The following is a 20,132-nucleotide window of genomic DNA, read 5'->3' as shown; positions in this document are numbered from 1 at the left end:
GAGTAGGGCGTCGGTCGCTGGACGTGTCCGAGGCAGGGTGGTTCCGGTTTCGGTCCCTGAGCTTGTCGAAGGGCAGGTTCAACGGCTGTTCGTGTGCCCTTCGACAAGCTCAGGGACCGGGATGGCCGGGTTGTCGAATACAGCGTCGGTCGCTGAGCGTGTCCGAGGCAGGGTGGTTCCCGTGTCGGTCCTTGAGCTTGTCGAAGGGCAGGCAGGTGTGCAGGCAGAGGGGTGCCCCGGGTTCAGGCGGCGAGGTGGAGGCGTCCGCCTCGGATGGGGGTTTGGTGGCGGTCGATGTGGCTGGGTGGGATGAACCAGGGGATGCCGTTTTGGATGGTGATGGTCCAGTGGTCGTCGTGGATGCGGTGGTGGTGGAAGGGGCAGAGGAGTATGCCGTTGTCGAGGTTGGTGGGGCCGCCTTGGGACCACCATCGGATGTGGTGGGCTTCGGTGAAGGATGGTGGGTGGGTGCAGCCGGTCCAGGCGCAGCCGCCGTCGCGTTCGGCGAGGGCGAGTTTTTGTCCGCGGGTGAACAGGCGGGTGCTGGTGCCGAGGTCGAGGACTTGGGATGGTCCGTTGAGGATCATGGGGATGAGGTTGGCGTCGGCGGAGGGCGCCGGGGCCGATGGGTTCGTCGATGCCGTCGATGGTGGCAGCACCGAGGCCGGTTTCGAGGGTGTCGTGGTCGGTGCGGATGATGACGGTGACGGGGGTGAGTTCGGTGGCGGCGCTGCTGCAGCCGGCCAGGTGTCGGAAGGTCTCGGTGAGGGCGATGGCGCGTCGCCGGTCGGTGGGGATGAGCGTGGGTCCGTCGGGCATGGGGTGACCGGATCCGTCGGGTTGGTGGGCGGGGTCGGCCGTGTCGGGGTGGGTGAAGTGGGGTTTGTGGTGGGTGGCGCCGATGAGGGCGTCGAGGCCGGCGCGGATGAAGGCGGCGCTTTCTGGGGCGAGTTCGGCGCGGAGGAGGGTCATGCCGGTGGGGAGTTCGTGGATGGTGCAGCGTTCTGCTCGGCGGAGGAGTTCGTCGCGGGGTTCGCGGCCGTCTTGGTCGAGGCGGGTGCGGACGAGTTTGGCGATGCGGGTGACGTCGTGCAGGGGCGTGTGGGCGGCGTGCTCGATGGCGATGACCGACGCCGCCTCGAGCTCGCCTCTGCTGCAGATGCGGCCGGCGTTGCGGAGCTCGCGGACGATGACCGCGGCACCGTCGACGCTGAGGGGTGAGCGTGGGCTGCCGAGGGCAGTGGACGCGTCACCATCCGTGGTGGCCGACGAGGATGACCCGCTGGGTCCGTCGGCCTGGGCGGTTGTGGCGTCGGAACCGGGTGCCGGTTCGAGGGCGGCAGCGACCGCCGGGAACGGGCATTCCTCCAACTCGCCGAGCAGCCCGCGCGGCTGGGTGATCGCGGCACCGACCTCGGCGATCGCCGCGCCGCGGGCGCGTGCCACCCGCCACCGTTCGGACACCATGACACCCGGGTTCGCGTAACCAGCGGCGCGCACGAGCGTGCCGTCGCGGCGGGAAGGCGACGGGCGCAACGCGATCGCGCCGACGACGCGGGCGGCGAGGACCTCGACCGCATGCTGCACGGCACCGAGCTCGTCCAGGACCCGGAGGACCGCCTCGTCGTTCATGTTCTCGAGCTGCTCCGCGACACCCGAGCCCGGACGGATCGCATCGAGCGCGCCCTGCCAGACCGCATCGAACCCGGCCGCGGCGGCGGCGAGCGGGTTCGGTGCGGGGCTGGTCATGGATCCATCCAAACACGGACCACTGACATTCGAACGCGCACCGAATCGGACCCTGATCTGCGTATTTATCCGACACCTGGCGCCCACTCGGGGTGCCCTTCGACAAGCTCAGGGACCGGCGATGACGCGGTCGTCAAGTCGGTCGAGGTGCTCGCCGATGGTCGCGTTCGGGCGTGCGGCCTGACCTCACGCGAAGACGAAGTAGAACGACAGGTGCAGCGTCAGGATGAGGTGCATCGTCGTGAACCGGTGACGGAGCCACGCGAGCAGGAGGCCGAGCGCGAGCATGCTCAGTGCGGGGAGCGGGCTCGGCACGAGCCCGAACTTGTCGGGGAGCAGGATGACGTGTCCGAGGGCGAACAGGACGGCGACGGCGGGGATGACCGCGCGCGACGGCAAGCGCGCGGCGAGATGGCGTTGCAGGAGTCCGAAGGTCAGGTAGTCCTGCCAGAACACCGAGACGGTCATCCAGAAGATGTAGAGCAGCACGGGGAACTCGAGCTCGTAGTGCAACGGCAACGCGAGTGCGAGCACGACCGGGATGACGTACAGGAACCGCTGCCGGGACGGTGCGAAGAGTTCACGGGTGTGGGTGCGCTGCAGGATGGCGATGGCGATCACCAGGAGGCCGGCGATCAGGGACTCGAGGAACACCACGACGGTGTCCTCCTGCACCAGGAGACGCACGGGGCCTCGGCCGGTGATGCCCGGGGTCAGGCACCACAGGGCGAACCACGCCGCGGCTATTGCGAGTGCGGAGAACAAGCGGAGGGATTGGCGCGAGGGGGCGTTTTCGACGGTCGACATGGCAGTCGATATGTTAGCAGTGTTATTTCAGATGCAAGGCAAGGGGGATCGCAACCGCCCGAGGCGGCGGCGGAGAACGAGCCGTCGTCGTGGGGTAGTCGTCACGATCGAGGAGGGGTTCGGAGGCCCTTCGACAGGCTCAGGGAGCGAAGGTGCACGGTTGTCGACGTGCGGTGGGGAGGGTACTCGGAGGCCCGTCGACAGGCCCCTGCATCGGGCTGCCGCTCAGCCGAGCGAAGCCGGGACGAGTCGGAACCCGCCCTCGGCGACCGGCTCGAGCCGCAGTTGGAAGAGGCCGTCGATCACGAGGTCCGCATCGAGTTCGTGCGCCTCGTGCGTCCCCGCGATGCCCACCGTCCAGCAGCCGGCGGCGCGCGCTGCGGCGAGCCCGGCCGGTGCGTCCTCGAACACGAGGCACGCCTGCGACTCCATGCCCAGCCGGGTGCGGCCGAGCAGGAACGGTTCGGGGTCCGGCTTGCCCTTCGTGACGTCGTCGAAGGTCACGACGACCTCCGGCCGCACGAGCCCGGCGGCGGCGATCCGATTGCCGGCGATGAGCCTCGTGCCGCTCGTGACGATCGCCTTCGCGTCGTCACCCAGCGCCGCGAGCGCCTCCGCCGCCCCCGGGAGCGCGATGACGTCGGCGACCTCGTCGGCCTCGATCTCGATGATCCGCGCGAGTGCTTCGGCGACCTGCTCGGGCGGGAAGATCGCGGCGAGCACCTGGGCAGCGGGCTGACCGTGTCCCGCGGCGAGCAGGTCGCCCTCGAGTCCGTACTCGCGGGCGAGTTGCGCCCACGACCGGTTCACGGCCGGCGTCGAGTCGATGAGGGTCCCGTCGAGGTCGAAGAGCCCGGCGGCGAAGACCTGGTCGAAGATCGGGGCGGAGGCTTCGATGGTCCGTCCCAGACCGAGCGCGCGTTGGACGGCGGCGAGCTGCTGTGAGGTTGACAACGCGGCTTCGATCGACAGGTGCTCGATGGCGGGTGGGGTGTCGGTGGACGGGTCGACGATGTGTGTGTCCCGCTCGGCACCGCGTTCGGCGCGGCGAGCCGCGAGCGTGGCGGCATCGGCGTGCAGCCAGACGACCTTCGGGACGACCCCGGCCGCCTCGACGAGCGCGTCCCATTCGGCGCCGCCACGGAGCTCCGCGGTGAAGGGTGCGACGAGTACTGCGCCGACGCCACTGTCGCGCTGGTCGGCGAGGACCGCTCGCAGGGCCGCGTACCGTGCCGGGCGCATGGTCGGGCGCAGCTTCGCGTCGTTCCAGTGGAGCGGTTCGGTGCCGTCTGGATCGCTCACCGCACCGAGACCGTCGAGCAACGGATTGGTGATGGTGTCGAGGTCGAGGAGCGGGAGTCGGAGGGCCCGGGCGAGCTCACGTCCAAGGGTGGTCTTGCCGCTTCCGGCTGCTCCTGCGACGACGACGATCACGCTGACTCCTCGATGATTCCGGGGTGGCGACCCGCATCCGAGGGGTCTGAACGCCTCTTCGATGCGAGTTCCAAATGAATTTGATCTCTTTCAGACAACGTTGCTTGACAACGTTGTCGGTCTGCGGTCAGTATAGGCGCACGAAGGAACGACGGGGTTCTGCAGCTGCACCACCCCGACCGATGACAACGCTGTCAGGAGGTGGAGCCCATGGGCACCTGCAACCCCGCGATCACCGCGACCAGTCCGATCCGGACACGTGCGCACGTCCCGTCGCTCCGGACCGGCTGCGATGTCCGACCCGTTCCGCTTCCCGTCAGGGGGACCCGCTGATGCGGCCGCCCGGGATCAAGGATGTGGCTGCGCAGTCCGGCGTCAGCATCAAGACCGTCTCGCGGGTGGTGAACGGCGAACCGTCCGTGCACCCCGAGACCCGAAGCCGCGTGCTCGAGGCGATCGATCGCCTCGGGTACGTGCCCAACACGGCCGCCCGTTCTCTGAAGTCCGGCACCGGTGGCGCGATCGGCGTCCTCATCGATTCGCTCGCCGACCCGTTCTTCGCCTCGCTCGTGAGCGCCATCGAGGCCCGCGCGCTCAAGGAGGGCCTCAGCGTCCTCGTGGCGAGCACCGGGCTCGACGAGGGGCGCGAACGCGACCAGCTGACCGGGTTCATCGCCGGCCACCAGGTCGCCGGCGTCATCATCGCCCCGGTCGCCGCGGAGCTGCCCTACCTCGAGGCGTTCCGGAACGTGACGCCAGTCGTGGCCGTCGACCGTCCGCTCGCCGCCTTCGACAGCGTCGTGGTCGACGACTACGCCGCCACCCAGCTCGCGATCCGCCAGTTCGTCGAGCTCGGCCACACCCGCATCGCCTTCTACGACCGGGACGAACGCTTCCTCACCATCCGTCGGCGCTACCAGGGCTACACCGACGTCCTCGCCGAGGCCGGCATCGACCTCGACCCGTCGCTCGTCTCCTGGACCATCGACGGCTCGCTCGATTACGCCGCCGAGACGGAGCGCCTGCTCGGACTCGAGGATCCGCCCACCGCCTTCTTCGCGTCGAACGCGAAGGCGGCGATCGGTCTGACGACCTCCCTGCACCGCATCGGGCGGGAGGGGACGGCGCACATCGCGTTCGGCGACTTCACCCTCGCCGACGTCCTGCGACCGGCCGTCAGCTGCATCAACCAGGATCCGTTCGTCATCGGTACCGCCGCGATCGAGCGACTCCTCGAACTGCGCGAATCACCGGCCGACGAGCCGCGCGAGTGGGTCGTCCCGACCTCGCTGGTGTCGCGTGGTTCCGGGGAGATCCCCGGCCCGGCACAGCGTCACACCGTGGACGCGCGTACCGCGTCCACCACGAGCATGGTCGGAGGACCAGCAGCATGAGCACGACCCAGCCCACGAGGCTCGCCCAGCCGACGCGACTCGCGCCGAACCTCATCGAGCACTTCTACCGCGGCGGCGACCGCATCGCCGGCCTGCGCGGCATCGAACAGCAGAGCGAGTTCCAGCCGGAGGAGTGGCTCGGGGCGACCGTGAGCCGCGCCGACCAGGAGCCCGGCGGCGCCATCGGCCTCGCCCGCTCCGTCGACGGCGTCCTCCTCCGCGACCTCGTCGCGGCCGAACCCGCGCACTGGACCGGAGCGGGACCGGACCACGGCACCCACGCCGCCGACACCGGCATCCTCGTCAAGCTGCTCGACGCGCGTCAGCGGCTCCCCGTCCACGTGCACCCGGATCGGGCGTTCGCCGCCTCCCACCTCGACTGCGCCTACGGCAAGACGGAGGCCTGGTTCATCCTCGACGCCGAGCCCGGTTCGGCCGTCCACCTCGGATGGAGCGAGGACGTCGACCCCGACGAACTCGACCGTCGTCGTGACGCCCAGGACAGCGAGTGGATGCTGTCGCACATGAACCGGACCGTCGTCGAGCGCGGCATGGGCATCCTCGTCCCGGCCGGCACGGCCCACGCGATCGACGGCGGCATCTTCCTCGCGGAGGTGCAGGAACCGACCGACCTCTCCATCCTCCTCGAGTGGTCGGTCACGACCTCGACGCGCGACGAGTCCCACCTCGGCCTCGGATTCGAGACCGTGATGGGCGCGGTGTCGACGACGGCACTCCCGCAGTCCGAGATCGAACACCTCGTCGTGCTGCACGACCTCGACGCCCGGACGGACGCGCCGGTGTCGCTGTTGCCCGCGGCCGCCGACCCCTACTTCCAGCTCTTCGCCGTGACGCCTGGCACCGATGGCAGCGCACCCGTGGACGCCGGCTTCTCGGTGGCCCTCGCGCTCACCGGCGCAGGCGCACTGGTCTCTGAGACCGGCGCCGAGGCCGTCGAGTTCTCCGCCGGAGAGGTCTTCGCCGTCCCGGCCGGGTTCGGGCCCTGGACCGTCAGTGGTTCCGGCACCGTGCTAGCCGCCGGCCCCGGTGTGGGCTGGCCGGCGACCCTCGCATCGGGAGGCATCCGATGACGCCACCCCTCGACGCAGGACCCACGATCACGCAGCAGCTCACCACACACCACCGCCCCGAACGGCGGTACGACAGCCACCACACGCCGGACCCGTCCACCGGGGCCGGCTGGAAAGGAACGAGAACGACATGACGACTCCCGTCTTGGAGGCCAGAGGCCTCACCCGGCAGTTCGGGCACGTCCGCGCCCTCGACGAAGCGGACTTCGAGGTCTACCCCGGCGAGGTCACCGCCCTCATCGGCGACAACGGAGCGGGCAAGTCCACCTTGGTCAAAGCCCTCTCCGGCAACCTCGCGGTCGACAGCGGCGTGATCAAGTTCGAAGGCGAACCGATCACCCTCACCTCTCCCATGCAGTCGAGCGCGCTCGGCATCGAGACGGTCTACCAGGACCTCGCCCTCGCGCCCCACCTCGACCCCGTGCAGAACGTCTACCTCGGCCGCGAGATCATGCGGCCGGGCCTCGGCGGGCTGCTCGGGCTCATGAACGTCAAGGAGATGAGCAAGCAGTCGCGGCACGCCTTCGACGAACTCGGCGCGACCGTCCGCTCACTCACCGACCCGGTGGGCGCGATGTCCGGTGGGCAGCGCCAGGCGATCGCCATCGCCCGCGCGGTGCACTGGGCCAACAAGGTCGTCTTCCTCGACGAACCGACGGCCGCCCTCGGCGTCCGCCAGACGAAGAACGTGCTCGAGACGATCCGCCGGGTGCGCGACAAGGGCATCGCGGTCGTCTTCATCAGCCACTCGATGCCGCACGTCATGGAGGTGTCCGACCGCGTGCAGGTGCTGCGGCTCGGCCACCGCGCGGCGACGGTCGACACGAAGGACACGAACATGGAAGAACTCGTCGGTCTCATGACCGGTGCCAGCACGAGGAACGTCGCATGAGCGCGGTGAAGCAGGCCGAGATGGGGCCGGAGACGACCGCCATCGAGACGGCCAAGGATCGGGAGACCCCGATCAGGAAGCTCTTCAAGGCGCAGGCCTTCCAGATCTTCATCGTCCTCCTCGTCGTCATCGCGATCTTCTCCGCGATCGCGCCCGACACCTTCGCGCAGCTGTCCAACCTGCGGCTCGTCGTGCAGAACGCCTCGATCCTCGCGGTGCTCGGCGTCGGCATGACCTACGTCATCATCACCTCCGGCATCGACCTCTCGATCGGATCCGTCCTCGTCTTCTCGGGCGTCGTGTCCGCGACGACGATGCGGGCCATGGGCGGCGACGACTGGGGTACCGCGATCGTCGGCATCATCGTCTCGATCGGCGTCGGCATCCTCTGGGGCACGTTCAACGGCATCCTCATCTCCAAGGCGAAGGTGCCGCCGCTGATCGTCACCCTCGGTAGCCTCGGCATGGCGCTCGGCCTCGCCCAGATCCTCACCGGCGGTGTCGACATCCGCGAGGTGCCGTCGGTCCTCACCGACTCGATCGGGTACGGCAACATCTTCGGCGCGGTTCCGATCATCTCGGTCATCGCCCTCGTCGTCGTCATCATCGGTGCGCTCGTCCTCCACAAGACGAAGTTCGGCCTGTACACCTACGCGGTCGGCTCGAGCGAGGAGGCGGCACGACGCGTCGGCGTGAAGGTCGACCGTCACCTCATCCGCATCTACGCGATCTCCGGAGGCCTCGCGGGTCTCGCCGGCATCCTGTCGCTGTCGCAGTTCGGCACCACCGCGATCGCCGGTCAGTCGCAGACGAACCTGAACGTCATCGCCGCGGTCGTCATCGGTGGCACCTCGCTCTTCGGCGGCTACGGGACGATCTTCGGCACCGTCGTCGGTCTGTTCATCCCCGCCGTCCTCCAGAACGGCTTCGTCATCACCGGCGTGCAGCCCTTCTGGCAGCAGGTCGCGGTCGGCGCCGTCCTCATCCTGGCCGTCTACGTCGACCAGGTCCGCCGTTCCTCCGCAGCCCGCGGTGGGTCCACGAGCTTCTGGCGAGCCCTCGTCAGCAGGAAGAAGAAATAACCCCTTACACAGATCAACACCCCCGCACCATCCCAGTAGTCCAGCAGTTCAAGAGAAACGGGTAATCACAATGAAGTGGAAGAAGTCAGTTCTCGGAGTCCTCGCGCTCGGCGCGTCGGCAGGCCTCATGCTCACCGGTTGTTCCGGTGGCGCGAGCTCGGGCGGCAGCAGCGCAGGCGCAGGTTCCGACGGCTACAAGATCGCGTTCATCCAGGGCGTCGCAGGCGACGAGTTCTACATCTCGATGCAGTGCGGTATCGAATCGGCGGCGAAGGATGCCGGCGCGACGGTCACGACCCAGGGTCCGGAGAAGTTCGACCCGACGCTGCAGAAGCCGCTCGTCGACTCGGTCGTCGCCTCGAAGCCGGACGCGATCCTCGTCGCCCCGACCGACGTGAAGGCCATGGAGGCACCGCTGAAGGCTGCGGCCGACGCGGGCATCAAGGTCGTCCTCGTCGACACCACCGTCGACGACCCGTCGTTCGCGGTCTCGCAGATCTCGAGCGACAACAAGGGCGGCGGCGCTGCGGCGTTCGACGCGATCAAGGAAGCGCACCCCGAGGGCGGCAAGGTCCTCGTGGTCTCGGTCGACCCCGGCATCTCGACCACGGACGCCCGTGCTGAGGGCTTCCAGGAAGCGGTGAAGGGCGATGACAAGTTCACCGACCTCGGCGTGCAGTACAGCCACAACGAGCCGTCCACGGCTGCCGAGATCGTGACCGCGGCGCTCCAGAAGGACCCCGACATCGTGGGCATCTTCGCAGCGAACCTGTTCGCGGCCGAAGGTTCCGCGACCGGTGTCAAGCAGGCCGGCAAGGAGGACTCGGTCACCATCGTCGGGTTCGACGCGGGTCCCGCCCAGGTCAAGCAGCTGAAGGAGGGCACCGTCCAGGCGCTCGTCGCTCAGGAGCCGGCCACCATCGGCAAGGACGGCGTCGCCCAGGCGATCGCCGCACTGAACGGTGACAAGGTCGAGGCCAAGATCGAGACCGGCTTCACCATCATCACCAAGGACAACGTCGACGGCGACGCGAAGGATGCCGTCTACCAGTCCAAGTGCGGCTAGGCCCTCAGGCCACCCCGCACCACCAGACCGCGACGGCGTCGGAGCTTCGGGCTCCGGCGCCGTCGCGCTGCGTCCGGCAGCTCCGCCTCGACGCCACCCTCCACGGGGTGCGAGAATCGCGACATGACCCAGGTGATCGTCGCGGCGACCGCGGTGCGCCGGCTGTCCGACGATGCTCCGGGACGGATCGAGGCCGAGGTCGTCGATACAGCGGGGCGAGCCCACCGCCTGGTCATCACGGTCCCCGAACGCGCGAGCCGTGCGGCCACCGCGTCGACCGACGTCCCGTTCCGACTCGGGCTCCGGGCCGAGTACGTGCGTATGGAGGGACGGGCCGTGGTGATCCGGTTCGCGGACGGCGTCACCACCACCGAGGGCCTCGGCGGGGTCTGTCTGGACCCGGACATCGTCCACTGGTTGTGAACGACTCGATCGACTGACGGTCGGGTCGGCGACGAGTCCTATGCGACGAGGGTGAGGAGCCGCGCGACCTCGGCGGCGACGGCGTCGCGCGCCGGGCCGAGGTACTTCCGCGGGTCGACGAGTGACGGGTCCGCGTCGAGGCGCTCACGGACGGCTCGGGTGAAGACGCCGTTGATGTGGGTCGAGATGTTGATCTTGCGCATGCCAGCGTCCACCGCCCGCACGAGGTCCTCGTCGCTCACGCCGCTCGAACCGTGCAGGACGAGCGGGACGGGGACGGCTGCCGCGAGTTCGCGGATGAGGCCGAAGTCGAGGGTCGCGCTCCGCGACGTCATCGCGTGCGAGCTGCCGACCGCGACCGCCAGGCCGTCGACGCGGGTGCCCGCGACGAACGCCGCGGCCTCACCGGGGTCGGTCCGGACGCCGGGCGTGTGTGCGCCGCCCTTGCCGCCGATCGCCCCGAGTTCCGCCTCGACCCACACGCCCTGCGCCTGAGCCGCGCGGGCGACCGCTGCGGTGCGCTCGCGGTTCTCCTCGTCGGGGAGGGTCGCCGCATCGAACATGACCGAGGTGAATCCGAGCCGTACCGCCTCCTCGACGAGCGCCTCGTCCTCGGCGTGGTCGAGGTGTACGGCGGTCGCGGTGCCGGTCTCGCGTGCGAGCTCCAGGCTCGCGAGCCCGATCGGCGCGAGGCCGCCGTGGTACTTCGCCGCGTTCTCGGAGACCTGCAGGATGACGCCGCGGCCCGCGAGCTCCGCGCCGCGGAGGATGGCCTCGCCGTGTTCGAGTTGGACGACGTTGAAGGCGAGCAAGGCGCGCTGTGCGTCGAGGAGCGCGGCGGTGGAGACGAGCGTCATGGTGGTTCCTCTCGGGGTGCACGTGGGACGATCGGCCCGGTGCCGGTGGGGTTGGTCAGGTGGTGGCCAGCAGCAGTTCGGGACCGCTTTCGGCGAGCGCGTCGACGGTGTCCGGGTCGAGCCCGTCGTCGGTCACGATCTGGTCGAACTCGTCGAGTCCCGCGGCTCGGTGGAACGAGGTGGTGCCGAACTTCGCGGCGGTGACGGCGAGGATGCGTCGTCGGGCGATGCCGAGCATCGCCCGCTTCACCTCGGCCTCCTCGGGCAGGGTCGTCGTGGCGCCCGAGGTGAGCCCCACCCCGTTGGCGCCGAGGACGGCGACGTCTGCGTGGAGCCCCGACAGCCGTTCGACGGTCCACGCACCGACGGTCGCCTGGGTGACGGCGCGGACCCGCCCGGGCAGGGCGAGCACGGTGAGTCGCGGCCGGCCACCGAGCAGGGCGACGATCGGCAGGCTGTTCGTCACCACGAGGAGTCGGCTGGTGTGGGGGAGGAGCGCGGCGACCTCGAGGGTCATCGCACCGGAGTCGAGGAGGACGACCCCTTCCTCGGGGAGCTGCTCGACGACGAGCCGGGCGACGGCGGCGCGCTCGATGCGCTCGCCCTCGCGGCGTCGTTGGAGGCTGGGCTCGAACGCGGGTCGCCGGGCGAGGACCGCGCCACCGTGGTGGCGGCGGATGAGCCCCTGTCGCTCGAGGACGGCGAGGTCGCGACGGATGGTCTCCGGTGTGACGCCGAGTCGGCTGCTCAGCTCGGCGACCGACAGGGCGCCGTCGCCGTCGCGGGCACCCGCGAGGATCGCGGCGTGACGCTCTGCTGGGTACATGACTGCTCCGTCCGGTGCGGCCAGCGTATCCGAATCTGTCCGATATCCCTTCCGATTCGGTGGGATCGGTGCGAAGATCAACATGATCGGGCGCACCCGACGACGACGATGACGACGAACGGAAGGCCGCCGATGGCTGAGCACGGGCCGCACAGCGCACCCCACGAGTCGGGGTCGCGGTTCCTGCTCGGGATCGACGTCGGGCAGACCGCCGTCAAGGCCGTCCTGCACGACGAGCGGTTGCTGCCGGTCGCGGTCGCTCGGCGCGCGAGCCCCGTCGACCGCCCGGCCGCCCGGCACGCCGAGCGGTCGCAGGACGCCCTGTGGGCCGCGGTCGCCGATGCGGTGTCGGAGGTGATGGCGACCTCGGGTGTCGATCCGACCCTGGTCGCCGCCGTCGGGATCACCGGCCACGGCGACGGCCTGCACCTCGTGACCGCCGAGGGAGCGCCGGTCGGCCCGGCCATCACGGCGATGGACTCCCGGGCGCACGTCGAGGCCGCCGAGCTCGCGGCTGACCCGGACCGGCTGCGCGTGGTGCTCGAACGCTCCGGACAGCTGCCGACGCCGGGCGCCGCCGGCAACCTCCTCCGCTGGTTGCTCCGCCACGACCCGGAGCGTGTCGAGCGGGCAGCCGCGATGCTCTTCTGCAAGGACGTGGTCCGCCTGCGGCTCACCGGCGAGATCTCCACCGACTACTCCGACGCTTGCGCCTCCTTCCTGGACGTCGGGACCGCCAGCTGGAGCGCCGAGGTCCTCGACGCTTACGGCCTGCCCGCCGAACTGCTCCGTCTGCTGCCGCCGATCAACCCGAGCGGCACGATCGTCGGGTCGGTGCTGCCGGCGGCCGCCGCGGTCACGGGCCTCGTCGCCGGGACACCGGTCGTGTCGGGACTCCACGACGTGCAGGCCTCGTCGATCGGCATGGGAGCGCTCGTCCCCGGGCGGCTCGCCCTCGTGGCCGGCTCGTTCAGCACCAACGGCGTGACGACGACTCAGCCCGACGTGGACCCGCGGTGGCAGTCCCGCCTCTCGATCACCCCGGACCTGCGGATCGCGATGTCGACCTCGGCGACGGCATCGCCCTCCTTCGACTGGACGCTCCGGCTCCTGGGCGTGGCCGACGCCACCGGCCGCGACGCGCTGATCGCCGAGGCCGCAGCACTCCCTCCGGAGGAGCAGGTGCCGCTCGTCCTGCCCTTCCAATCGGACTCCCCGCTCGGCGCCGAAGCGTCGGCCACCCTCGCCGGCGTCCGCGACTGGCACACCCGGGCACACGTCCTGCGCGGAGCCCTCGAGGGCATCGTGCTCATGCACCGCTGGCACACCCGTGCGCTCGGCGAACGGTTCCGGTGGGACGAGCCGATCGTCCTCGGCGGCGGCCTCGCGCGGTCACCGCTGTACGTACAACTCGTGGCCAACGCGCTACGAGCACCCGTGACGGTCGTCGACTCCGAGGAGGCCGGAGCTCTCGGCGCCGCGATCGTCGCCGGGGTCGCCACCGGACTGCTGCCGTCGGTGGAACAAGCCCAGCGCGACGTCGTCCGACACGCACCCGCCGTCCTGCCGACGGACGCCTCGGCCGCGTACTGGGCCGGGGTCGGAACCGCGTTCGACGAGCTCGTCGAGGCCATCGGCCCCTGGTGGCGACGGCGGGCCGAGGAGTCGAGCCCGGACGCTTCGGCGTCCGAACGCGACGACCGTGCCGGGGTGGAACGATGAGCGCGTCCATCGGAGGCCGCGGGACGGCCACGTCCAGCCCGGTGGACGACCGGCGTCGGCAGATCCTCACCCGACTCGACCAGGACGGGCGGGTCGAGGTCGGCGTGCTCGCAGTGGACCTCGGCGTGACCGAGGAGACGATCCGGCGCGACCTCCGCGTCCTCGAACTCGACGGACGCCTCCGACGCGCGCACGGCGGGGCGGTGCGGGTCGACCTCGACCCGGGCCAGGACTCCGGGGTGTCCGGTGCGCTCGCGGCGCAAGCGCTGACCGTGGTCGACCCGGGTTCAGCGGTCTTCCTCGGCGCGGGCTCGGCCTGCGAGGCGCTCGCCGCGGGTCTCGCCACGACCGCCGGGACCGTCATCGTGACCGCTTCGGTGCCGGTGGCGTTGGCCGCGGCCGCTGCCGAGGAATCGGCCGTCGTCCACCTCGTCGGCGGGACGGCGGACGGGCGCGGCGTCCTCACCGGCGCCTGGGCGCGCGAGCAGCTCGCCGGCCTCCGCCTCGACGTCGCGGTCGTCGAGGCGCTCGGTGTCTCCGCGGACGGCCGACTGCTCCACGCCTCGCCGGAGGAGGCTGCGGTCGTCGCTTCGGCGGTCGAGCTGGCCTCCACGACGATCCTCCTGGGCGACCCGGCGACGTTCGGCGCAGACGGCCTCGCGGCCTCCGTCCCGGCCGCTCGTCTCGACGTGGCGGTGGTGTATCAGGGCGTCGACGAACCGACCCTCGACGCCCTCCTCGCGACCGGCGTCCGCGTCGAGACGGTCGGGGCGGACGCATGAGCGGCATCGTCACGGTCACGCCGGCGGCCGCGATCGACCAGACCTACCGCGTCGACGGGCTGCGACTCGGTGACGTCAACCGGGCGGTGGGCGTGTCCACCGAGCTGAGCGGCAAGGGCGTCAACGTCGCGCGGGCCGTCACCCTCTCGCCGCTCCCGGTCCGTGCGGTGGTGCCGATGGGTGCGGACGGACGGATCCTCGCCGACGACCCGGCACTCCGCACGTTGCTCGCCGTGGTCCCGACCGACGGTCGGACGCGCGTGAACACGACCATCCTCGACGCCGCGACCGGGACGACCAAGGTCAATGAACCGGCGATCCCGCTGCGTGCCGAGGACTGGGCCGCCGTCGTCGCGACCGCCGGGGCCGAGATCGACCGGATCGGCGCGGACTGGCTCGTCCTCTCCGGCACGATCCCGACGGTCCAGGGCGGCACCGGCCTCGTCGACATCCTCCAGTTGCTCCGTCAGGCGGGTGACCGGGGAGCGCGCGTGGCCGTCGACACCGCGGGTGCGGCGCTCGAGACCGCCGTCGCGAACCTCGACCTCGTCCACCTGCTCAAGCCGAACGCGCACGAGCTCGCCGAGCTCACCGGCCGTGAGCTGCTGACGATCGGTGATGTCGCCTCCGCCGCCGACGAACTGCATCGTGCCGGCTGCGACCTCGTCTACGTGAGCATGGGGGCCGACGGAGCGCTCCTCCGCACGGCGGCGGGCTTGTGGCACGCGCACGTCGCAGCCACGGTCGTGAACACGGCCGGTGCCGGCGACGCCTCGTTGGCCGGATTCCTCGTCGGACTCCACGGCGAGGACGGACGGGACGATCCGGCGGCGGCGGTCGCTTCGGCCGCCGCCTGGGGTGCACTCGCCGTGTCGAGCGCGACGACCATCCTCACCTCCCTCGAGGCGCTGACCACACCGGTCGCCGTCCAGGATCCAGACCCGACGACGCCGCTCAGCGAACCGGCGACGCCGCCACACGACGAGGCGACGACGCCATGACCGATCAGACCGTTCCACGCTTCCACGCCGCCGTGGACCTCGGTGCGTCGAGCGGTCGCGTCATGCTCGGGCGCTGGGCCGACGGCCGCTTGGAACTCACCGAGGTACACCGGTTCCCGAACGGCCCGATCATGCAGGACGGTCGACTCCGGTGGGATGCGGAGCGCCTGTTCGAGGAGACCATCGTCGGGCTCGCGGAGGCCGTCCGGATCGCAGCGGCCGCCGGCGGCGTGCTCGACGGGATCGGGGTCGACAGCTGGGGCGTCGACATCGCACTCGTGGGGGTCGGCACCGGTACGGCGTTCCCGACCGTGCTGCATCACCGCGGCGCCGACGCTGATGGACCGGCCCGTGCCGCCATGCTCGTCGACGCCGTGACGGCCTACTCGGTGACCGGCGTGCTGGAGCAGACCATCAACACCTCGTATCAGCTGCGGTCCCGCGCCGAGGAGCTCGAAGCGCGCCGCGCCGACGGCGATCGCCCGACCGTGTTGCTCGTCCCGGACCTCTGGGTGTGGCTGCTCACGGGCGTCGTCGGAGCGGAGCGCACGATCGCCTCGACGACGCAGCTGCTCGATCAGGGCACCGGCGACTGGGCGGCGGAGCTCATCCGTCGCTGGGGTCTCGACGGCTTCGACTTCCCGCCGGTGGTCGCACCGGGGACGGTCGCCGGCCCGACGACGCCGGAGGTCACCGCGCGTCTCGGGTCGAGCGTGCCGATCCCCGTCCACCGCGTCGCGGAGCACGACACCGCGTCAGCCCTCGCCTTCGCCCGCCCGGACGGCGCGGAGCTCCTCGTCTCGAGTGGCAGCTGGTCCCTCGTCGGGGTGTGTCTGCCGGCGCCGGTGCTCACCGAGCGCGCGCGGGCCGCCGGCTTCACGAACGAGGCCGGTGTCGCCGGATCCTCACTGCTCCTCCGCAACCTGGCTGGGATGTGGCTGCTCACGGAGTGCGCCCGCGCCTGGTCCGCCGAGGACGGCAGCGCGGTCGACCTCGTCGAACTCGTGGCGGCCGTGTCGGAGCTGGAACGAGACGCAGCCACGGACGTCACGCCCGCCGTGTTCGACGTCGCCGACCCCCGGCTGCTCGTCCCGGGTGACATGCCGGAACGGATCGCGACCCTCTGCCGGGAGACCGGACAGCGTCCACCGGGGGGACGGAGCGACGTCGTGCGCAGCGTGGTCGAGAGTCTCGCGGTCGCCTACGCCGAGACGGTCCGGGCCTGCGAGGCGATCACCGGGGTGACGATCCGTTCGGTCCGCATCGTCGGCGGCGGATCGCGCAACCGGCTCCTGTGCGCCCGCACGGCGGCACGGACCGGTCTTCCCGTCACCGCTGGTCCTGCGGAGGCCTCGGCGCTCGGCAATCTGGCCGTGCAACTCGTCGCGGCCGGCCACGCACCGTCACTCGACACGGTCTACCGGCACGGCCAGGACGGCCAGGACGACCGCGACGACCACGACCATGAGCGGACACCGACATGACCGACCGCATCGACCAACCGGAGACCGAGACGGACCTCCTCGACCGCTTCGTCGCCTTCTCGCGCGACCTCGGGCGTCCCGATCGGGCGTGGGCGCTCCTGGCGGAGGGCAACACCTCCCTGCTCCTGACCGAGGACGGTGCTCGGGCGATGCTCGTGAAGGCGAGCGGCGCGTCCCTGGCCGTGGCGACCACCGAGGACGCGGTCCGTCTCGCGATCGGACCGGTGCTCGACCTCGTCGACTCGCACACGGGCGGGGATGCCGAGGTGGCCGCGCTGTTCGATGCCGCGGCGCTCGCCGGGAACGGTCGGCGCCCCTCGGTGGAGGCGATCCTCCACGCCGTCTGCCTCGACCTGCCCGGCGTCGTCGCGGTCGGCCACACCCATCCCGTGCCGGTCAACGCGCTGTTGTGCTCGCCGTCGGCCGACGCCCTGACCCGCGGGTCGCTCTTCCCCGACCAGATCGTGGTCCTCGGCACCGATCCGCTGCTCGTGCCGTACGTCGACCCCGGTCTCGAGCTCGCCCGCACGGTCCGCCGCCTGCTGCGCGAGCAGCTCGCAACGACCGGCCGGGTACCGAAGGTCGTGTACCTGCAGAACCACGGGATGTTCGCCCTCGGATCGAGTGCGGCCGAGGTCCTCCGGATCACCGAGATGGCTGTGAAGGTCGCCCAGGTGCTGCTCGGAGCGCTCGCCGCCGGCGGGCCGGTCTACCTGAGCGACGAGGCCGTCGCCCGCATCGACACGAGACCCGACGAACTGCTGCGTCGAGCCGCGCTCGCCGCGCAGGAATCCACCACCGACCGCGCCGGGGCGGCGCACGGAAGGACCACGACATGAGCGTGTCGACAAGCGCCATCGACCTCACCGGGCAGGTCGCGATCATCACCGGAGCGTCCTCGGGCATCGGCCGCTCGTACGCCCAGGCGCTCGCCGCTGCCGGGGTGCGCACGGTGCTCGTGGGACGCTCCACCGAGCGACTCTCGGGCGTCGCCGACGCCCTGCCGACACCGAGCGTCTTCCTGGCGGGTGACCTCGCCGACCCCGCCGTGTCCGAGCAGGCCGTCGCCCTGGCGCTCGCCGCCTTCGGACGCCTCGACATCGTCCTCGCCAACGCTGGCCTCTACGTCGGCGGTGACGTCGTCGACACCCCGATGACCGCGATCGAGGAGCTCGTCGGCGTCAACGTCCTCGGAGCGATGGCGACGGTTCGCGCAGCGCTGCCGCACCTCGTCGAGCAGGGCGCGGGCGACGTGCTGGTGACGAGCTCGGTGTCCGGGCACCAGGACATCCACTGGGAGCCCGTCTACTCCGCGACGAAACACGCCATGCAGTCGTTCGTCCACACCACCCGGCGGAACCTCGTCGGATCCGGGGTGCGGATGGGCGCGGTCGCCCCCGGCGTGGTGCTCAACGAACTGTGGGGGATCGCCGAGGGGGCCTCAGGCGTGGAGGACCAGATCGCCGCGCGCACCGGCATCCGTTCCGAGGACGTCGCCGAGGCCGTGCTCTTCATGCTCACCAGACCCCGGCACGTCACCATCCGCGACCTCGTCATCCTGCCCACCGACCAGGAGATCTGAGCGACTCGCGTCGCCCGACGACACCTCCACCAGTCCGCCCCGATCGAAGGACCGCACATGTTCTCTGACCTCCACGGCCGCACGGCCGTCATCACCGGCGGGGCCCGCGGGCTCGGCTACTCGATCGCCAGGGCGCTCGCCGCGCAGGGCGTCCAGGTGGCGCTGCTCGACCTCCTGCCGACCGTCCACGAGTCGGCCGAGCGGTTGGCGTCCGAGTACGGCGTCCGCACCTCGGCGCACACGGTCGACGTCACCGACGCCACTGCCGTCGAGGCCGCCTTCGCCGCTGCCGAGGCCGCGCTCGGCGCGCCGTCGCTGCTGGTGACCGCGGCGGGCATCACCATCTGGGGCGACAGTGTCGACGTGCCGGCGGACACCTGGCGGAAGGTGCTCGCCGTGAACCTCGACGGCACTTTCTTCGCCGCGCAGTCCTTCGCCCGTCGTGCCATCACGGCGGGTCGGCCCGCCTCAGCGGTCTTCATCTCGTCGATGTCGGCGTTCATCGTGAACCAGCCGCAGTTCCAGGCCTCGTACAACGCGTCGAAGGCGGCGGTCAGTCACCTCGCGTCGTCACTCGCGGTCGAGTGGGCACCCTCCGGCGTCCGGGTCAACGCGATCGCCCCCGGGTACTTCCTCTCGGACATGACCCGCGAGTTCACCGAGGCGAACCCCGACCTCGCCGCCGAGTGGACCGCGGGCATCCCGGCGGGCCGGATGGGGCAGCCGGAGGACCTCCACGGGCTCGTCCTGCTGCTCGCGTCCGACGCCTCCTCGTACCTCACGGGCCAGAGCCTCGTCATCGACGGCGGCTACACCGCCCTCTGAGCCAGCCCCACCCACCGAACCGTTCGACCCGACCACACCGACCCGAGGACCAGCCATGACGACGACGCCGCCCGAACAGACGCCCGACGACCAGGCCGACCGCGACGCCGTGTGGGGCGCCCGGCGTCGACGCTTCGTCGAGGCCCGATCCGGTGCCGTCGAGCGTGCGTGGGCTCCGCGTGCGGTCCGCATCGACGACGGGCCGTCGACGGGTCGGCGCCAGGTCGAGCTGCGCCATCTCGGCGGACTCGAGGTCACGGTCGAGGTCGACCAGTTCCTCGACCTCGGCGAGGCCTCCTGGAACGGCGAGGTCGTGTCGTTCGTCGCGCCGACGACCGCTCCGCAGGCCGAGGGCTGGGCCCGCCGCTGGCAGGGCGGTCTGCTGACGACATGCGGGCTCACCGCCGTCGGCGTGGCCGCGGAGGCGGACGGCGGGATGCACGGTCGGGCGCATCGCATCCCGGCGACCGTGACCCGCCGCGAGGGGCGATGGACCGCGGCGGGCCGGTACGAGCTCCTCGTCGACGGCCTGCTCCGCGAGGGCGCCGTCTTCCAGCAGAACCTCACGGTGACCCGCAGCATCCGAACCGAGGTCGGCGTCGCGCGGATCCGTCTGCACGACGTCGTCCGGAACGAGGGGTTCGTCGCCGAGCCGGTGCGCCTGCTCTACCACGTGAACCTCGGCTGGCCGGTACTGCACGGCGGTGCCGTCGTGGCGGCGGAGGCCGACGTCCCCGGCGGGGCGGGGTCCGAACGCCCGGACGCCGGTGGCTGGCGGCGGGTGATCGGCGAGCCCGAGCCGGCGGCCGACGAGCAGGTCGACGCCCTCGACGCGGTCGCCGGGCCCGACGGCTGGTCCATCGCGACCCTGTCGGGCGAGGCCGGCACGGTCACGGTCCGGTTCCGGCCGGAGCAGCTGCCCTTCCTCACGGTGTGGCGGAGCACAGCCGCGGGGTCGTACGCCCTCGGTATCGAACCCGGAACCTGCTGGCCGAGTCACGCGGCCGGTCCGGATCGTGGGAAGGCCGGCCGGATCGTGGAGCCCGGGGAGTCGTTCGAGGTCGATCTCGAGATCGTGTTCGAGTCGACGGCGGAGGACTTCGGCGACTGAGCCC

The 20,132-nt window shown here is 71.1% G+C and carries 19 protein-coding genes and 1 pseudogene; 14 read left to right on the top strand and 6 right to left on the bottom strand.

Annotation, left to right across the window (positions count from 1 at the left end):
* Positions 1-242 precede the first annotated feature (242 nt).
* From EAO79_RS19515 to EAO79_RS17365, 4 genes and pseudogenes are all read right to left on the bottom strand, one after another.
* Complete coding sequence (locus tag EAO79_RS19515; protein ID WP_124769751.1) at positions 243-587, bottom strand: HNH endonuclease signature motif containing protein; 345 nt, start codon at positions 585-587, stop codon at positions 243-245.
* Positions 588-684: 97 nt separating this feature from the next.
* A pseudogene (locus EAO79_RS19565) lies at positions 685-1,467 on the bottom strand (DUF222 domain-containing protein); the annotation flags it as partial.
* 468 nt (positions 1,468-1,935) lie between these two features.
* Entirely contained in the window at positions 1,936-2,556 is a 621-nt protein-coding gene (locus EAO79_RS17370) for a type II CAAX prenyl endopeptidase Rce1 family protein (protein ID WP_124769750.1), read from the bottom strand.
* A gap of 225 nt (positions 2,557-2,781) precedes the next feature.
* Positions 2,782-3,990 (bottom strand): HAD-IA family hydrolase, encoded by a 1,209-nt coding sequence (locus tag EAO79_RS17365; RefSeq protein WP_124769749.1) that lies wholly within the window; start codon positions 3,988-3,990, stop codon positions 2,782-2,784.
* 356 nt (positions 3,991-4,346) lie between these two features.
* On the opposite strand from EAO79_RS17365, the gene EAO79_RS17360 reads away from it, so the two are divergent.
* From EAO79_RS17360 to EAO79_RS17335, 6 genes are all read left to right on the top strand, one after another.
* Positions 4,347-5,384: a LacI family DNA-binding transcriptional regulator gene (locus EAO79_RS17360; protein ID WP_159879498.1), complete on the top strand. Its 1,038-nt coding sequence runs from the start codon at positions 4,347-4,349 to the stop codon at positions 5,382-5,384.
* The gene (locus EAO79_RS17355) at positions 5,381-6,475 is read left to right on the top strand and encodes a class I mannose-6-phosphate isomerase (protein WP_124769747.1); all 1,095 of its coding nucleotides are present in this window, start codon (positions 5,381-5,383) and stop codon (positions 6,473-6,475) included. Before EAO79_RS17360 ends, EAO79_RS17355 begins: the two co-directional genes overlap by 4 nt.
* A 130-nt stretch (positions 6,476-6,605) precedes the next feature.
* Positions 6,606-7,367, top strand: coding sequence for an ATP-binding cassette domain-containing protein (locus EAO79_RS17350; RefSeq protein ID WP_079707372.1), 762 nt, complete (start codon positions 6,606-6,608; stop codon positions 7,365-7,367).
* Positions 7,364-8,449 (top strand): ABC transporter permease, encoded by a 1,086-nt coding sequence (locus tag EAO79_RS17345; RefSeq protein WP_079707371.1) that lies wholly within the window; start codon positions 7,364-7,366, stop codon positions 8,447-8,449. Before EAO79_RS17350 ends, EAO79_RS17345 begins: the two co-directional genes overlap by 4 nt.
* Before the next feature lie 70 nt (positions 8,450-8,519).
* Entirely contained in the window at positions 8,520-9,515 is a 996-nt protein-coding gene (locus tag EAO79_RS17340; RefSeq protein WP_056013014.1) for an ABC transporter substrate-binding protein, read from the top strand.
* Between the two features lie 123 nt (positions 9,516-9,638).
* A complete protein-coding gene (locus EAO79_RS17335) occupies positions 9,639-9,938 on the top strand; it encodes a hypothetical protein (protein ID WP_124769746.1) in 300 nt (99 codons plus the stop codon).
* 38 nt (positions 9,939-9,976) lie between these two features.
* On the opposite strand, the gene EAO79_RS17330 is transcribed toward EAO79_RS17335, so the two are convergent.
* Both EAO79_RS17330 and EAO79_RS17325 read right to left on the bottom strand, forming a co-directional pair.
* Positions 9,977-10,795 carry a class II fructose-bisphosphate aldolase gene (locus EAO79_RS17330; RefSeq protein ID WP_124769745.1) on the bottom strand — a complete coding sequence of 273 codons (819 nt, stop codon included), beginning with the start codon at positions 10,793-10,795 and terminating at the stop codon, positions 9,977-9,979.
* Between the two features lie 55 nt (positions 10,796-10,850).
* Positions 10,851-11,621 carry a DeoR/GlpR family DNA-binding transcription regulator gene (locus tag EAO79_RS17325; RefSeq protein WP_124769744.1) on the bottom strand — a complete coding sequence of 257 codons (771 nt, stop codon included), beginning with the start codon at positions 11,619-11,621 and terminating at the stop codon, positions 10,851-10,853.
* 132 nt (positions 11,622-11,753) lie between these two features.
* Here EAO79_RS17325 and EAO79_RS17320 point away from each other — a divergent pair, with 132 nt between their 5' ends.
* The 8 genes from EAO79_RS17320 to EAO79_RS17285 are packed head-to-tail and all read left to right on the top strand — an operon-like array spanning position 11,754 to position 20,128.
* Entirely contained in the window at positions 11,754-13,343 is a 1,590-nt protein-coding gene (locus tag EAO79_RS17320; protein WP_164486975.1) for an FGGY-family carbohydrate kinase, read from the top strand.
* Positions 13,340-14,125, top strand: a complete 786-nt coding sequence (locus EAO79_RS17315) for a DeoR/GlpR family DNA-binding transcription regulator (RefSeq protein WP_124769742.1) — start codon at positions 13,340-13,342, stop codon at positions 14,123-14,125. The genes EAO79_RS17320 and EAO79_RS17315 overlap by 4 nt, the downstream gene beginning before the upstream one ends.
* A complete protein-coding gene (locus EAO79_RS17310) occupies positions 14,122-15,126 on the top strand; it encodes a 1-phosphofructokinase family hexose kinase (RefSeq protein ID WP_124769741.1) in 1,005 nt (334 codons plus the stop codon). The genes EAO79_RS17315 and EAO79_RS17310 overlap by 4 nt, the downstream gene beginning before the upstream one ends.
* Positions 15,123-16,610 (top strand): rhamnulokinase family protein, encoded by a 1,488-nt coding sequence (locus EAO79_RS17305; protein WP_124769740.1) that lies wholly within the window; start codon positions 15,123-15,125, stop codon positions 16,608-16,610. The genes EAO79_RS17310 and EAO79_RS17305 overlap by 4 nt, the downstream gene beginning before the upstream one ends.
* On the top strand, positions 16,607-17,449 hold the full coding sequence (locus EAO79_RS17300; protein ID WP_124769739.1) for a class II aldolase/adducin family protein: 843 nt from the start codon (positions 16,607-16,609) through the stop codon (positions 17,447-17,449). The genes EAO79_RS17305 and EAO79_RS17300 overlap by 4 nt, the downstream gene beginning before the upstream one ends.
* Positions 17,446-18,192, top strand: coding sequence for an SDR family oxidoreductase (locus EAO79_RS17295; RefSeq protein WP_124769738.1), 747 nt, complete (start codon positions 17,446-17,448; stop codon positions 18,190-18,192). Before EAO79_RS17300 ends, EAO79_RS17295 begins: the two co-directional genes overlap by 4 nt.
* Positions 18,193-18,249: 57 nt before the next feature.
* Positions 18,250-19,017, top strand: a complete 768-nt coding sequence (locus EAO79_RS17290; protein WP_124769737.1) for an SDR family oxidoreductase — start codon at positions 18,250-18,252, stop codon at positions 19,015-19,017.
* Between the two features lie 55 nt (positions 19,018-19,072).
* Entirely contained in the window at positions 19,073-20,128 is a 1,056-nt protein-coding gene (locus EAO79_RS17285) for a DUF4432 family protein (RefSeq protein WP_124769736.1), read from the top strand.
* Positions 20,129-20,132: the final 4 nt, after the last annotated feature.

Source organism: Plantibacter sp. PA-3-X8 (genome assembly GCF_003856975.1).
Lineage (GTDB): Bacteria > Actinomycetota > Actinomycetes > Actinomycetales > Microbacteriaceae > Plantibacter > Plantibacter auratus.
Note: the sequence above shows the minus strand (reverse complement) of the source record. Positions and strands in the feature narration are given on the sequence as shown.

What these genes read in the sequence shown, in the direction of transcription:
- EAO79_RS19515 (WP_124769751.1), bottom strand. Translation starts at nt 587, where the DNA reads ATGATCCTCAACGGACCATCCCAAGTCCTCGACCTCGGCACCAGCACC.
- EAO79_RS17370 (WP_124769750.1), bottom strand. Translation starts at nt 2,556, where the DNA reads ATGTCGACCGTCGAAAACGCCCCCTCGCGCCAATCCCTCCGCTTGTTC.
- EAO79_RS17355 (WP_124769747.1), top strand. Translation starts at nt 5,381, where the DNA reads ATGAGCACGACCCAGCCCACGAGGCTCGCCCAGCCGACGCGACTCGCG.
- EAO79_RS17350 (WP_079707372.1), top strand. Translation starts at nt 6,606, where the DNA reads ATGACGACTCCCGTCTTGGAGGCCAGAGGCCTCACCCGGCAGTTCGGG.
- EAO79_RS17345 (WP_079707371.1), top strand. Translation starts at nt 7,364, where the DNA reads ATGAGCGCGGTGAAGCAGGCCGAGATGGGGCCGGAGACGACCGCCATC.
- EAO79_RS17340 (WP_056013014.1), top strand. Translation starts at nt 8,520, where the DNA reads ATGAAGTGGAAGAAGTCAGTTCTCGGAGTCCTCGCGCTCGGCGCGTCG.
- EAO79_RS17335 (WP_124769746.1), top strand. Translation starts at nt 9,639, where the DNA reads ATGACCCAGGTGATCGTCGCGGCGACCGCGGTGCGCCGGCTGTCCGAC.
- EAO79_RS17330 (WP_124769745.1), bottom strand. Translation starts at nt 10,795, where the DNA reads ATGACGCTCGTCTCCACCGCCGCGCTCCTCGACGCACAGCGCGCCTTG.
- EAO79_RS17325 (WP_124769744.1), bottom strand. Translation starts at nt 11,621, where the DNA reads ATGTACCCAGCAGAGCGTCACGCCGCGATCCTCGCGGGTGCCCGCGAC.
- EAO79_RS17320 (WP_164486975.1), top strand. Translation starts at nt 11,754, where the DNA reads ATGGCTGAGCACGGGCCGCACAGCGCACCCCACGAGTCGGGGTCGCGG.
- EAO79_RS17315 (WP_124769742.1), top strand. Translation starts at nt 13,340, where the DNA reads ATGAGCGCGTCCATCGGAGGCCGCGGGACGGCCACGTCCAGCCCGGTG.
- EAO79_RS17310 (WP_124769741.1), top strand. Translation starts at nt 14,122, where the DNA reads ATGAGCGGCATCGTCACGGTCACGCCGGCGGCCGCGATCGACCAGACC.
- EAO79_RS17305 (WP_124769740.1), top strand. Translation starts at nt 15,123, where the DNA reads ATGACCGATCAGACCGTTCCACGCTTCCACGCCGCCGTGGACCTCGGT.
- EAO79_RS17300 (WP_124769739.1), top strand. Translation starts at nt 16,607, where the DNA reads ATGACCGACCGCATCGACCAACCGGAGACCGAGACGGACCTCCTCGAC.
- EAO79_RS17295 (WP_124769738.1), top strand. Translation starts at nt 17,446, where the DNA reads ATGAGCGTGTCGACAAGCGCCATCGACCTCACCGGGCAGGTCGCGATC.
- EAO79_RS17290 (WP_124769737.1), top strand. Translation starts at nt 18,250, where the DNA reads ATGTTCTCTGACCTCCACGGCCGCACGGCCGTCATCACCGGCGGGGCC.
- EAO79_RS17285 (WP_124769736.1), top strand. Translation starts at nt 19,073, where the DNA reads ATGACGACGACGCCGCCCGAACAGACGCCCGACGACCAGGCCGACCGC.